Source organism: Nonomuraea sp. 10N515B (assembly GCF_052245915.1).
Taxonomy (GTDB): domain Bacteria; phylum Actinomycetota; class Actinomycetes; order Streptosporangiales; family Streptosporangiaceae; genus Nonomuraea.
This window is the reverse complement of record NZ_JBQQBQ010000003.1, coordinates 160,288-174,673: the sequence shown is the minus strand read 5'-3', so window position 1 is coordinate 174,673 and position 14,386 is coordinate 160,288. Positions and strand designations below refer to the sequence as shown.

The 14,386-nt window shown below is 71.0% G+C and carries 7 protein-coding genes; 2 read left to right on the top strand and 5 right to left on the bottom strand.

Annotated features, from left to right (window positions below):
* Positions 1–100: 100 nt before the first annotated feature.
* Both ACTWQA_RS05305 and rnhA read left to right on the top strand, forming a co-directional pair.
* Positions 101–1,594: an AAA family ATPase gene (locus tag ACTWQA_RS05305; RefSeq protein WP_443158163.1), complete on the top strand. Its 1,494-nt coding sequence runs from the start codon at positions 101–103 to the stop codon at positions 1,592–1,594.
* 12 nt (positions 1,595–1,606) lie between these two features.
* Complete coding sequence (gene rnhA, locus ACTWQA_RS05300) at positions 1,607–2,104, top strand: ribonuclease HI (protein WP_443158162.1); 498 nt, start codon at positions 1,607–1,609, stop codon at positions 2,102–2,104.
* 130 nt (positions 2,105–2,234) lie between these two features.
* Here rnhA and ACTWQA_RS05295 read toward each other — a convergent pair whose 3' ends face one another.
* From ACTWQA_RS05295 to ACTWQA_RS05275, 5 genes are read right to left on the bottom strand one after another with little or no spacing between them, the layout of a single operon-like run.
* Positions 2,235–2,780 (bottom strand): hypothetical protein, encoded by a 546-nt coding sequence (locus ACTWQA_RS05295; protein WP_443158161.1) that lies wholly within the window; start codon positions 2,778–2,780, stop codon positions 2,235–2,237.
* On the bottom strand, positions 2,773–3,297 hold the full coding sequence (locus tag ACTWQA_RS05290; protein WP_443158160.1) for a hypothetical protein: 525 nt from the start codon (positions 3,295–3,297) through the stop codon (positions 2,773–2,775). Before ACTWQA_RS05290 ends, ACTWQA_RS05295 begins: the two co-directional genes overlap by 8 nt.
* 49 nt (positions 3,298–3,346) lie before the next feature.
* Positions 3,347–13,588: a WXG100-like domain-containing protein gene (locus ACTWQA_RS05285; protein WP_443158159.1), complete on the bottom strand. Its 10,242-nt coding sequence runs from the start codon at positions 13,586–13,588 to the stop codon at positions 3,347–3,349.
* A gap of 10 nt (positions 13,589–13,598) precedes the next feature.
* Positions 13,599–13,943: a hypothetical protein gene (locus ACTWQA_RS05280; RefSeq protein WP_443158158.1), complete on the bottom strand. Its 345-nt coding sequence runs from the start codon at positions 13,941–13,943 to the stop codon at positions 13,599–13,601.
* Positions 13,944–13,945: 2 nt separating this feature from the next.
* Positions 13,946–14,344: a YbaB/EbfC family nucleoid-associated protein gene (locus ACTWQA_RS05275; RefSeq protein ID WP_443158157.1), complete on the bottom strand. Its 399-nt coding sequence runs from the start codon at positions 14,342–14,344 to the stop codon at positions 13,946–13,948.
* Positions 14,345–14,386: the final 42 nt, after the last annotated feature.

Genomic DNA, 14,386 nt, shown 5'->3' with positions numbered 1-14,386 from the left:
TAAGGTGCAATGTGTGAAGTTCTTCAATACCACCGGCCCGTGCCGCGCGAATCTCCATTACCAACTGGATCCCCTGGCGCGCCTGCCGAAGGTACGTCGGATGATCGAGGAAGAGAAGTTCTTCGTCGTGCACGCCCCCCGGCAGACCGGGAAGACCACCACACTCAAGGCCTATGCCGACGTTCTGACGGCCGAGGGTGTGTACGCGGCGGTCTACGCGTCCTGCGAGACCGCTTCCACCGAACAACCGGGCGCCGCCTCGCCGGAGGATCGGATCCTGGCGGCGATTTCTGTAATGGCGGCCCAGGCGCAGCTTCCGCCCGAATGCCTCCCGCCGGAGCCGTGGCCGCAGGCCCCTGGGGGCTTCAAACTGCGCCGGGGGCTGCACGAGTGGGCGCGCCGCTCTCCCCGTCCTGTGGTGCTCTTCCTGGATGAGATCGACGCGCTGCCCGGCGACCATCTGGTGAGCGTGCTGCGGCAGTTGCGTGATGGGCACAACAGCCGCCCCGCGGCGTTCCCGCAGAGCGTGGCGGTCTGTGGGATGCGTGATGGACGCGACTACAAGGCCGCCTCGGGTGGCAATCCGGAGCGGCTGGTCTCCTCGTCCCCCTTCAATATGAAGGTGGGGATGCGGGTCGCGGACTTCACCTTCGATCAGGTGGCCGAGCTGTACCGCCAGCACACCTCGGCCACCGGCCAGGAGTTCGCGCTCGCGGCGGTGCAGCGGGCCTTCGAGGCGAGCCAGGGGCAGCCCTGGCTGGTCAACGCCCTGGCCTACGACATCATCACTGAGCGTGGCATTACCGGGCCGGTCACCGATGAGCTGATGGACGAGGCGGTCGAGCGGCTGATCCGGCAGCGCGAGACCCATCTGGACTCGTTGGCGGCCCGGTTGCACGAGACGCGGGTGCAGCGGGTCATCGAGCCGATGCTCGCCGGGCTGACCGTGCCGTCCGAGAACATCGCCGTGTACAGCGACGACGTGCGTTATGTGCAGGACCTGGGGTTGGTCACGCGGGGCAAGCCGCTGCAGATCTCCAACCCGATCTACCAGGAAGTGATCACCCGGGTACTCGCGGCGAAGGTCGAGGACCAGGTCGTGCTGGAGCCGCGTAGCTTTGTCGCTGCCGATGGGCGGCTGGACATGACCAGGCTGGTAGCGGAGTTCGCGGCGTTCTGGCGCAAGGACGGGGAAATCCTCACGGTTGGGCAAGGCTATACCGAGGCCGCCGCCCAGTTGGTCTTCATGGGGTTCCTGCACAGGGTCGTCAACGGTGGCGGCATCATCGACCGTGAGTACGCGCTGGGCCGGGGGCGGATCGACCTGTGTGTCCGCTGGCCGTATCGCGACGGGGAGGGCAAGCGGGTCTGGCAGTGGGAGGCGGTCGAGCTCAAGGTCCACCGCCCGGACCGCCCCGACCCGGTCGTCGAGGGCCTGGCCCAGCTGGACCGCTACCTGGACCATCTCGACCTGCGCACCGGGCTCCTCATCGTCTTTGACGTACGGCGGGACGCCCCGCCCGCAGCCGAACGCACGACCCTGACGACCGCCACCACGCCCTCCGGCCGGTCGGTCACCGTGCTGCAGGCCTGAGAGACTGTCAGCGTGACGGACGTGGTCGACATCTTCACCGACGGCGCATGCCGCGGCAATCCCGGGCCAGGCGGCTGGGGTGCCGTGCTGCAGTACGGCGAACATGAGCGGGAACTGCACGGTGGCGAGGGCCAAACCACCAACAACCGCATGGAGCTGTTGGCTGCGATCATGGCGCTGGAGACGCTGAAACGGCCCTGCGAGGTCCGGTTGCACACCGACAGCACGTATGTCAGGAACGGAATCACTTCCTGGATCGCCAGGTGGAAGCGCAACGGGTGGCACACTGCGGCCAAGGAGCCGGTCAAGAATGCCGACCTGTGGCAGCGGCTCGATCAGGCTGCCGACAGGCACCAGGTCGAGTGGCTGTGGGTCAAGGGGCACAACGGCCACCCTGGCAACGAACGGGCGGATGAACTGGCCCGACGGGGTTGCGACGAGGTCGTGAGCGGGGGCGGTAGGTCAAGGTGTAATGCCGCACTCCACGGCGTGGCGCAGGCGGCATCATGACGCGCCATCGCTGTCTGTAGACGTGGGATGATGCGCCGCACTGCTTCTTCCACAGAATGTGGTTCGGACCACATGCGGCTGGAGAGGCCTCATTACGGTCGCCCGCGTGGCGGGCAGCTGACACCGCCTGTCAGCGGTGGTGGAGGCGGCGGAAGTCGTCCAGGCTCTGGCGGTAGAAGGAGAGATCGCTCTCCAGCTTTGTCCTGGTGACCCGATCCGGCTCGGAATCCCGGAGCGATCTGCCCATCTCGGTCCAGAACGCGTCAGGAGCCAGCTCGGTGGCGCCGTCGGGGAAGAACTTCAGCGCCTCCGCCACAGCGTCGGCGGCGAAGCGCCAGTCGGCCGCGACCTTGTCGAACCCCGCGGGGTCGGAGGGGTCCGCGGCGTAGAACAGCGCACCTTCCAGCGCCCTGCTCGCGTAGGTGGCGGCGATGAGCACCCACTGGCCGGGGTCGATCAGCTCGGACAGGCCGGAGCCGAAGGTCAGCTCCAGCTGTCTCGCCGCGGCCTCGGCCTCCTGGGGGACGAGCACCTCCGCACCACCGAGCCGCAGCACCCAGCCGTCCTCGTCCTGCGCGACCTCCGCGCGGCGCGACGCGCCTGGCTCGCCGGCGTGCGCCAGGTCGAAGTAGACGTACGCCTCCACGAGTGAACGGGCGAGTCCGCGCTCAGGCATGCTCTCCCGCCAGTTCCTGGTAGGTGTCCCTGACGACCAGCAGCCGGTCGAGCTGGAACCTGCCGGGCTCGGCCGCCCGCATCCGCTGCCCGCGCTCGGACCAGAACCCGTCGTCCGATACCGCCTCCGCGCCGGGCGGCACGAACTTGACGACCTCCTCGACGGCCGCGGTCGCGATCCGCAGCGCGCGCCGGGCCTCGGCCTGGTCGTCCACCGGCACGTTGCCCGCTGTCAGGTCGGCCACCCACAACCACTCGCCTGCGTCGAGCAGCTCCGAGGGCTCCGCGCCGCCGAACGTCGGATAGCCGGTGGCCACCACCGGACGCTCGGGCAGGCCAAACAGGTATTCCCGTCGTGTCCCGCACTCCTCGCACGCGCCGGAATAGCGGTTGACCAGCCCCTCCTCAACGCTGACCAGCCCGCTCTGCCAGGTCGTGTCCACCGACCCGCAGGCGCACGGGTGCAGATCGAGGTAGAGATGCGCCTCGTCCCTCGTCCGTGCCACCGCGAATGCCATTGCCGTCCTCTCCTCAGGAGTCCCATCATGCCGGAACGAGCGGTCCCGCTCACACGGATGCCGTGGCCGCCACCTCCAGCGGGGGCGGTGCGCCGCGTCGGCCGCACACGCACGGCTCGTCGGCGGGGCACCGGCAGTCGGGCCGGTACCAGCCGGTCGTGTTGGCGAGCGCGCGCAGGTGGTCCAGGTACGCGGGCCAGTCCCGGGGGCGCCGACCGTTCGCCAGCGTGGCGAGCTCGGTGGCCAGCGGTTCCGGCAGGAGCCGCCACACCTCGGGCCGGGCGGTGGCCAGCAGGTCGAAGAGCACGCCGAGCCGCGCCGGCCGCTGGCGCGCCGTGGCCGCTCGCGCCTGGCGCACGGCCTCGTACAGCTCGGCCAGGGCCGCGTGGTCACCCGGTCGCCCGCCCAGCGACCGGGCGACCGCTCCCGCGGCCGTCGCGGCGGCGGCCCGCTCGTTCGCGCCGATCGTGCGGTGGCCGTCCACCGGGAAGGTCAGCATGCCCGGCTCGGGGTCACCGGCCTGGTCCGGCCGCACCTCGACGGGAATGGGCGCGCGGCCGGGCACCACAATGTCCATCAGGCCAGGACCGTACGTGTGGACTCGGGCGCCCATGAGCGCCGCGCCGCGCTCGATGGCCCCGGCCGCGGCCATCTCCGGCAGCGTCGCGTGGCCACGGATCGCCGCGACGTGAGCGGGAGAAAGCTCGCCTGCCCGGGCCAGCGCCAGCAACCTGGGCGCCGCCCCCGGCCGGCCGGGAGCCAGTCCCGCCCGTTCCGCCTCGGTACGCAGCGCGGCCCTCTCGGCGGTCGCGCCGGCCGGTCCGGCTTCGGAGATCACCCGGGTCAGCCCGCGGAGCCTCGCGAGCGTCACGGCGTCGGGCACCCCGAGCACCGGTCCTGGCGCTATGGGGCCCGTTCCGGGCATCTGGCCCGGCGTCATCGGTCCCGGCGCGAGCGTCCGGGCCGGCGGGCGGCCGGCCAGCGCGGCCGCGTGTGCCGCGATCTGCTCGGCCACGGCGACGTCAGCCCCTCGCCCGGCTCCTCGAGGCACCCGGAGCACCAGCCGGTCCTGCGTGCGCGAGTCGACGGTCACTTCCGTGGCGTCCGGTGCCGCGTCGGCCAGCGCCACGGTGAAGGTCCCGTCTCTCGTGGTCACGGTGAGCTCGCGGGCGCGGCCCGCCGGAGCCATCTCGGCGACGCCGGCGATCTCCGCCAGCCTGCCGAGCCCGGCCGGCGAGGTGTCCGGTCCCGCGGGGGACTCCCCGTTCAGCAGCCGCGCGATCCTGCTCTGCGGCGGGGAGGGAGCCGGCGCGCGCGGGCCCGTGCCCCACGGCGGCAGGGGCGGGGTGTGGCCGCGGCGGTCGATGTCGGCGCTGATGGCGTCGATCGCGTCGGCCAGGAGCTCGCGCGTGGCCTGGTCGGAGGTCGCGTGCCACTTGCGCGACAGGTGGGCGTGCTCGTCCAGGCGGGGGATCAGGCAGTAGTCGGTGCCTTCGGCCTGGTTTTCCGACAGAGAGGTCCTGATCACGCCATGCGGCGCGCCCGCCGCCGCGGCGACCGCCGCCTGCGTGATGTGCGAGAGCTCGTGCACCAGGACCGACGACACGACGTCCGGATGCACGCGCGGCCAGATACGCAGGAGATGCGGGTCGTCCTGCGTGCCCGCGCGCAGGTCGGTGGAGGCGTCGAGCCCTTCGCCCGGTTCCCCGATCAGCACGCGGATGTGCTGGTCGGGTGCGGTGGGGACCTGGACGGTCAGCATGCCGCCCCGGCCCCAGCGAAGGTGGGCTGCGGCCCCGCCCAGGTCGCCGGCTGTGGTGTCCTGGCGGCGCGTCTCGTCCAAGGTCAGGTCGGGGACGTCGTCGGGCCGGGCTGACCGGCCGAGAGGCGTGTCCTCGATCGCGGGATCGGACACGGTGCCGCCCACCAGCCCTTGGGCGACGCTGCCGCCCACCGGCTGCTTCTCCTCTTGCCGGTCGACGGGCCAGGCCGCCTTGGCGGTGTCGACCGGGAAGACGCCACGCGCCATCAGCGCGGCCTTGACCTGATGGGAGAAGGTGCCGGGCTCCTCGGAGTTCATGAAGACGTCGCGCAGGTCGAGACCGGCCTCGTCGGCGGCGTCCAGCACGACGGGGGAGAGGGTGGCGAACGCCTCGGCGAACCCGCCGTCGGGGGTCTCGCTCTGCACCGAGCCGTCGGGGGCGGCCAGGTAACGGTGGATGCCGTCGGCGTCCCGGACCGCCACACGGGCCACCGCGCCGCGTTCGCGGGCGGCCAGGCGGGCGTCCTGCAGGATCTGGATCAGCCCTTCGCGGCCCACATGAGGAGCGAACGCGAACGTCGGCCATCCGTGATCGACGGCAGGCGCGAGCCGTACGTCCGCCTCCACCCGGGCGCGCAGCTCTGCGATCTCGTCCTCGAAGAGCACCACGTCGACCTCGCCGCTCGTGGCGCCCGGCAGGTGGATCGGATCGCCGACGACGCGCTCGTCGCCGTTCCGCAGCCGCGCCACGTACTCGAAGGTGAGGTCGTAGTCCACCCTGAGCCGGACCGTGTAGGCCTTGCCCTTGATGAACTCGCTGCGCTCGCGGCGCGCCCCGTGGTGGTCGGTCACGCTTTGGGACGCCTGCTCGCCGGCCCGCACGCCGCCGTTGAGGCCCGACTCGCCGTCGCTCAGGGAGCCGCCCTGGCTTACGGGTAGCACCTGGCTGCGGGACACCGTCACGTTCTCGGCGTCCGCCTTCCTGTTGACCCTTCCCCTCTCCGTCTCGAACGGTCCGGCGATGATGGTGAAGTCCGACATGCGGGCCCGGACCGAGAACTGGGCACCCTGGTCCTTGAACTTCTGCCTGGGCACCCGATCGACGACGTCGCCGCGCGGCCCCGTCATCCGCTCGAACTCGGTCTTCAGCGCGCTCAGGGACAGCTTCGTGGTCAGCTTGGACTGGTGTTCGTCGACCGCCTTGGCGCCCAGCATCTTCGTCAGCTGCGCGGTGACGACATCCACGAGAGTGGGCTTGCCCGGGTGCCCCACAAGCCGCTGCGCGAAGTGGCCGGGGCGCAGCTCGACCTGCCGGGGGTCGGACACCATGACGACCGGCCCCGGATCCTCGGCGATGGGCCGGATCATGCCGGTCGGAATGCGCCGCACGAGCGTGGCGCGGTGCGTGACCCGAGCGGTGCGGGGCCTGCGCCGCAACGCGTCGGCCGCCCTGTGGGCCGCGGCCGATATCCTGCCGCGGCGCACCGGCTTGCGCGTGACCTCGATGACTAGTGTCATCTTCTGCTCGACCCAGTTGACGCCGTTGAACTGGGCCATCCGCTGCAGTTCCGTGCTCTGCTGGTTGGTGGAGCCCGTGTACGAGCGGCCCCGGTCCGTCGACACGCCGGCCCCGTTGCCGTCGCCATGGTCCGAGCTGCTGTAGTCCAGGCCCGCCGAGTAGGAGCCGTTGTACGACTCCGAGTGCGACAGGTCGAGGTAGCGGTAGTCCTGGTCGATGTCCCCGGCCTGCGAGGTGTGCATGAGGAGCCTGGCCTTGCGGGAGTCGGCGGGGTCGTCGTACACCAGCCGGGCCGTGACCGTCACCTCCTCGGCCTGCGAGGTCTGCGGGCCCGTCTGCACGTGGTAGGTCTTCTCGTAGCCGCGGGCCGACCACATGTCGATGACGTGGATCCGCGCGGCGTCGTGGGAGAAGTCGACGCTCAGCTCTTCGCTCAGGGTCGGGCTCTCGTCCACCCCCTCGGGGGCGGCGGTACGCACCGCGCCCAGCACCGCGTCCATGAAGTCGACGGGATTGCCCTGATCGTCGCTCAGTTCGAACGACTTCACCCGGGCCATTCCCCTGTCGAACGACGGTGCCACCACGACTTCCCTGGAGCGCTCGACCAGGTCCGCCGCGTCGCTCAGCGTCTGGTCGAGCTGCTGCTCGCCAGCTTGCCGGGCCGTGGTCGCCGTCGGGCCGAGACCCGTCAGTTCCTGGATCTTGGCGAGCAGGGCCCGCCGGGGGTGCCGGTCGGCGTAACCCACGTCCTCGCCGGCCGCCCGCGCCTTGGCCACGTCCATGACGTACCGCTGGACCAGGGGCACGGCGAGGCTCGGGTCGAGGCTCAGGCTACCGTTGACGAACCGCTCGATGGCATCGGCAACCAGGGCTCCCGGCAGTGGGAGTTCGCCTTCGGAGTACAGGAGCAGCGCGTCGTCCTCCGGGAGCGAGAACAGCGCGGTGCCCTGTGCCGTATCCTCGCCGGCCTCGCCGAGCGGAACCCGGTCCGCCAGCGGCAAGGCGTCTGCCGCGCTCTCCGAGCCGGTGAGGGTGAGGTCCACGTTGGCGCGCAAGATGTACTGGCGGCCGAAGTTGATCGCGAGCTCTTCAGAGCCCCAGATGTCGAGGATCGACGTGGAGACGGAGGTGCCTCCCGATCGGGAGGGCAGCGAGAGCTTGCCGCCGTCGCTCGACGCGCCGCCGCCGTCGAGGTCGGAGACGTTCGTCGAGGCGCCGGCGGACACGCCGGACGACCCGCCCCAGGACACGCCGGCGCTGCCGAGCCCGAACAGAATGTCGCCGCTCACATGGTCGACGACGCCCAGCACCTCCACGTCGCCGACCTCACCCTGCACCGTCAACGACGAGCGGCTGGGCATTCCCTTGGTGCGGATCCCGAGGCCGGTGGTGAGCATCCTCATCAGCATCCTGGGGTGGGAGACGAGGTTGCGGACGCCCAGCATCGCCTTGATCGTCTGGTACGCCACCGAATCCGGGCGCATGCCCCTCGGCAGCACTCGCTTCGCCGCAGGCTCCAGGCTGCCGTGCGAGTCAAAGTGGAGGAGCTTCGCCTTGGACAGCACCTTCCGCGACATCTTGCCCAGAGGCGTGGGCGCCGATTCGTTCTCCGAAGGGAGGAGGTCCGCCGCGAACAGCAGCCTGGCCCTGCCCTTGCCCTCGTCGGTCGCCAAGAGGGTCGTCTCCCCGTCGTGCACCAGCTCGACGGTCAGCTCGTGGCCCACGGAGAAGATCGCGACCGGGCCGGTGCTCTCCTGCAGGGTCACCACGTTGACCGTGCTGCCGACGCTCCAGCCCACGGCACGGGTGCGGCTGCCGCCGGCGTTGACCCCCGCCTCGTGCGACAGCCCGTCGTGCCCCTGGTCGGGGCCGTCGCTCTCGCTGACCGAGGCGCCGCCTGCGTACGTCCTGGACCGGCCGACGGCCCGGGCCGAGGTGTCGGAGCCGATTTCGAGGTTGACCACCGTCTCCGACTCGGAGTATCCGACGTATTTCGTGTCGTTGAAGTCCTGCTTCAGCGACACGCGCAGCGTGTGGTGCTCCGGTGCGTTGTTCAAGCCGTGCATCACCAGGTCGACGAGGATGCCGTCCTGGGCCAGCGAGTCGTACGCGGACCTGATCCGGTGCTCGGACAGCTGCTCCGTGACCTCCTGGAGGTTGAGGATCTGGGCGGCGCGCGCGAGCCGGTTGGACGAGTACTGCGGCACGCCGTTCTCGACCTTCGGGATGATTCCGCGCTCGGCGAGCTCGGCCAGCACCTTTTTCCTGACGTCGTCCAGACCAGTGATTTCCTGGACGAGGGCGGGGCCGGCACCGCGCATCTGACCGGGGCCGTCGCCGAGCCACACGGGCAGCTCGGCCTTGCGGCCCGGCGGCGGACCGGGACGTGGATCGCCGCGCAGCACCTGGTTGCCGTCCACGATGAGTGGCTTTCCGCCCTTGTACACCAGTGCTGCGTGATCGACGGGCAGGCCGAAGCGGTAGGCGGCCGACTCCCGCATGCTGACCACCGCCTCGCTGTGCACCGGCCGCAGCGTGACGGGCGGCTTGCCGAACACCTCCACGGTGAACGTGGTCTCCAGCGCGAGCCGATAGCTCTGCTTGGTGCTGGTCTTCCTGTGCACGCTCGGATGGATGGCCTGCATGTTGGCGGTGGCCGAGTACGACCGCGACACCGACCTGGAACCTCTGACCCGCGGCCCGATGCTGGGCTGGTAGCCGCCGGGTCCGCCGACCTCCTGCAGGGCGGGATCGTTGAACCCGGCCGAGGCGTTCGCCTCCAGCGACCCGCCGGACGAGGCCCCGCCGGGCGCCGAGACGAAGTCGACGAGCACCTCCTCCTCCCACTCATCCTGGGTCGTCCCGCCCAGCGGCTCGCTCGCCACGAGCACGACCCGGGTCTCGGCGCGTACCCTCGCGTGCGGCTCGCCGTCCTTGGTGAAGACCCGCTCCAGCCCGTTGTTGACCGCGTCGCGCAGCCGGTGGGGCAGCTCGTCGGTCACGAACGTGCGCAGCTGGTCGTGGGGGACGGCGCCGACTTCGGTGTACTCCCCGCCGAGCGTCGCCGCGATCTTGTCGAGGGCGCCCTCCAGGCCGGTCATGTTGGCGAGGACGTGGTTGGGGAGTTTCGGGTCCCGCTTCTTGCCGTCGATCCAGGCGAGCCTCCGCGGCGTCCGGTCGGTGAAGGAGTGCGAGACCCACATCCGCTGGCCGGCAAAGTCGCCGGGTTTGCCGGAGTCCACCACGGTGGTGTCCCGCCAGCTCTCGTCCTGTCCGGTGCGGATCTCGACGGTCCACGTCGCGGCGGCGTCGAACAGCAGGGATTCGCTCCTGTTGTCGGCGACCGAGCCGCCCTGCGCGTACATCCCCGCGCCGCCCGTCGCCGACCAGTTGCGCCCGGCGACGACCCCGACGCCGACCCCGAGCAGTTCGGCCAGCATCCTGGCCGACTCGCCTTCGGGCAGGAGCTTCGCCAGGGCGGCCGTGTTGAAGCCGAGGGGCAGTCCGCCGCTGCCCGACTCGGTGGCTGTGACCGTGCGCCCCGACTGGAAGAACAGGCCCACCATCATCTCCGACGCCTTGACGGCCGGGTCGAGCACCTCGATCAGGTCGGCGAGTGAGAGCCTGATCCGCACCTCCGCCGCCCTACTGCCGCGGCCCACGCGCAGCACGGCGCCGTCGGGGGAGACGATCTTGTGCCAGTCGGCCCGCAGGGCGCGCTCCAGCTGGTCCGGGTCGAAGCGGTGGCCGATCTTGTTGCGTTCCAGCAAGTCGTTGACGGCTTCGGTGAGGGCGTTGAGGTGGGCGAGCGGGCCCGGCATGGTCGTGGACAGGCTGTCCTTATGCGGCAGCGCCTCGGCCAGCGCGTCCAGATAGCCCTTATGGTGCCGCCTGGCCTCGGCCTCCAGCGACTGGGCGATCGTGGCCATGCCGACCTCTCCCGGCAGGGCGAGCCTTCCTGCCTGGCTCATCGCCGCCAGCAGTCGCTCGTAGGCCTTCCGCGCCTGCGTCGCCTGCGCCAGCGCGATGGCATTCGCCTCTGCGATCCTGATGTGCCGCGCCCGCGTGGCGCGGTGCTTGCGGATCTCCTGCCGCGCCTTGCGGGCCCGCTCGAACCTGCCCTGGTCGTGCTGCATCCGCGCCTGCACCGAATTCCGCGCGGCCTTGCGGGCCTCCTCGCCCGCCTCTTTCGCGCTGTCCGTCTTCGTCGTGATCTGGAGCTGGAGGTCCTGCTCCGCCCGGACAAGCGCGTCGATGACGGCCCGCACGTCGTCCGCTGACAGGCCCTCACCAGGTAAGGCCGGTGCGTGGCGGGGCCGCGTGGCCTGTGCGGGCGCCCAGGGGGGCAGGGGCGGGGTGTGACCTCGTTCCCGCAGCCGGCGCGCCACACCGTCGATGTCGACGGCGAGTAGCCGCTTCTCCGCGAGCGTCTGGGCCTGGTGCCACTTCCCGGCCAGCAACGACAGCTCGTTGTAGAAGGCGGGCACACACGCGTCCTGCGTGGCCTCGCCGCCGCGTCCGCGTCGCAGGACGCCCTGCCGCTTACCCTCACCGGCCGACCGCACCTCCTGCAGGGTGTCGGTGATTTCGTGCAGCCAGACCCTGGACAGCTGGTCGGCGGCCACACGCGGGTTGAAGTGCACCACGTGGGGGTCGTTCACGTCCCGGCCCGTATTGATCTCGGTCCTGGCCATCAGGTCCGAGGACGGCTTGCCGATGACGGGGCGGAAGTAGTGGATGCCGTCCGTCTCCGTATGGACGGCCAGCGTCCGGCGGCCCTTCGAATCCTTCGACCAGGTGAAGCGCGTCACGCCCTGGTCGAGGAAGTGGCGGGCGAGCCAATTCCCGATCGCGCGCCCCACCTCGTCGAGGTCCAGGTCCTCGCCCTGGCGGCCACCGGGAACGTACCTGGTGCCGGGGACCGGCCTCGACGTGACCGTCCCGGGCTTGCTCGTGTATGCGGGCGCGGCGGCGGGGCCGTCGGCGGGCGCGGCGTCGGTTTCGGGGGCGGCCGTCTCCTCGCCCTGGGCGACCGCCAGCATGGCGGCTGCCTCGGCCTGCAGCTCGGCGAGGTTCGGGACCTCCTCGGCCCGCGTGTCCAGCGCGGCGCGGATGCGAGTCATGGTGGCGGTGGAGATCACGCGAACGCCGTTGGCGGAGGTGATGAGGAGGTCGCCCGTCGGACCGATCATCGCATCGGGGAAGTCCGTGGCGAGCGCGCCGATCAGCGCGGTACGGGCTCGTTCGGCGGCGGTCATGGGGGTGGCGGCCGACTCCGACCCGGTGAGGGAGGAGACCGGGTGCCCGGAACCGTCGTCGGCGGTCACCGTCTGGTCGCCGGTGGCCTGGGCGGCGGGCACCGCTTGGTCGCCGGTGGCCTGGGCGGCGGGCACCGCTTGGTCGGAGGGCCGTGCCTGCTGGCCGTCGGACTGTGCAGGAGTGCTGTCCGGCCGGGCGGGGTTGTCGTCGTGCTGTGCGTTGGTGCCGTCCGGCGTTTGCGCTGCCGTCGCTGCGCTGGGGGCGAGGCGCTCTGCCGTCCCGGCGTTGTTCTGCGCAGAGGGCGTTGCCGCCGTGGTGTTGCGCCCGGACTGCGGGGCAGCTTCGCCGATGGGACGTGACGCGGGGTCGGCCTGCCTGGCCGCCTCCGGACGCTCGTCTGTCCTGTTCTGGTCGGCGTTCGGCGTGGAGCCGCGCCTGCTCGAGGTCGTGTTCAGGTCCGGCGCAGTTGCCGTGCCGCCGGACCTCGTGGGCGCGGGCGTCGCGGGCTCGGGCTGCTGCACGGACCCGGACATGTCGGGCTGGCCGCCGCTCGGGGTGCGGCCGCCGTTCGACGGGTTACCGCCTGCCGTGCCGCCGGGCGGATCACCCGCCGCGCGGGCGGCGTCGGTGTGCGCGGCGGCGTTGTACGCGGAGGCGAGGGAGGTCAGCGGGTGGGCCAGTGCGGTGTAGACGTCGGGATTGAACGGGCTGATCGTCCCGGTACGCCCGGCGCCGCCCATGAAGCCGCCCAAGAGGGAATCGGCCGTGAACGGGTTCTGCCACTGGCCGTAGACCACGCCGTTGGCGATGAAGCTGCCGACCGGGGAGGCGATCGTGTTGGTCAGGCCGGTGGTCAGGGCGCGGCCCGCGAATCCCGGCACACTCCTGGTGAGGCGGGACACGGGCCCGGCCACCTTCGTGCCGATGATCGCGCCGCTGCCCGCGCCGATGATCGCGGCCCAGGACTGCCGCCAGTCCCAGTTCTTCCGGGTGCCCATCTTGATCTGCTGGTACTGGGCGACCGCGTCGATGATGAACTCCTCGCCGATCTCCTCGACGAGCTCCTTGCCGATCGCCGTGCTCAGCAGCCGGGCGAGGAGGCCGCGCCCGGTGGCGCCGCTGAGCGCGGTCACCCTGGCCAGTTGCGTCGTGCCCAGTTCCCTGGCGCCCAGCGTCGCGAGCCTGACGATGATCCTGCTGATGGCCGCGCGGGCCCCCGCCGCGTACGGCCCGATGATCGCGGTGGAGGACCCGGCGGTGAAGAACGCGACGAAGAGGGCGATGGCGATGGCGATGACCGTCACCCAGAAGGCCACGTTGATGGAGAGCTTCGAGTACTGCGTCTGGACGGCGAAGTTGTTGGCCTGCTGCGCGTAGGCCCGCGCGTTCCCGGACACCCCGGCCAATCCGCCCTCATGACCGTGCAGGAACTGGGCCCTGGTGACGAAGTTCGCGGTCGCGGGCGAGACCCAGCCGGTCACGATGGTGCGCGCGGCCGAGCCCGCGAGCGGCGTGAAGCCGATGGACCCCGTGGCCAGGCGGTCGTACTTCCCTGCCAGGTACGACATCCCGCTCTCGCTGGTCTCCGGCCATTTCTGCCCGGCGGACAGCAGGGGGATCAGCCACCTGTTAACCCAGTCGGGCAGCGTTTCCGTCTCCCACGCTGGGAGGACGTCGCTGTCGATCTGGACCGGGGGCTGCGCATTCGGCTGGCCGGGGCTGTCGACGCCGACGCCGGCGTTCACCGTCACGTCTGGGGCCTCAGATCTCCCGCGTTAGCCCGGCCCGGAGTTGGTGCTCGATGTCGGCGTCCGTCAGCAGGGTGTTGTCGACGGATTTACGCACCCTGTCCCCCGCGTCGATGATCTCCCTGCCAAGCTGGGCGCACTGGGTGAGCATCCGGTCCGGGCCGTTGCCGCGGAAGTGGGCGGCCTTGAACGCCTCACCCTCGACGCCGGAGCCCCAAGGAGCGGCGGCGAGCGCCTCCTTGACCTCGGCGATCAGCTTCGACGCCTCTCGTTCGAGGTCCTCGGCCATCGTCGACCACTCGGAGATCCCCCGGTTCACGACAGACTTCACGATCTCTGTGCCGTCCCAGAGCCTCACCGCTATCCCTCCATCCGCTCGGCGAGCTGCGTCATGGCGGTTTCGAGGTCGCCGTCGAGGTGCGCCTCGAGCTCGGCACGGGGGATCACCGACTCGAGGATCTCCGTGATGCGCTCCCGAGCTCTGGCCGCCGCCCGCTGGGCCGTCTCGACGATCGTGTCGGCCAGGTGCCGCGCGTCGGGCCGCCGGTAGATGCGCGGGTCGACGTCGAGCCCGACGAGTTCGCCGCGTGGGCCGACCGTCACCGACACCAGGCCGTCACGCGACTTCTCGGTGATCTGTACCGCTCTGGCCTGGGCATGCAGTTCCTTGCCCGTGTCCTGGATCTGCCGGAACATGTCGCGCAGCTCGTCGGCATAAGCCCTCATCGCCGCCGCGTCGGGCTGCTCCAGCGACTCCATGTATCCCCTTGATGTCACGTGAAAGTCTCTTACGACACTCCT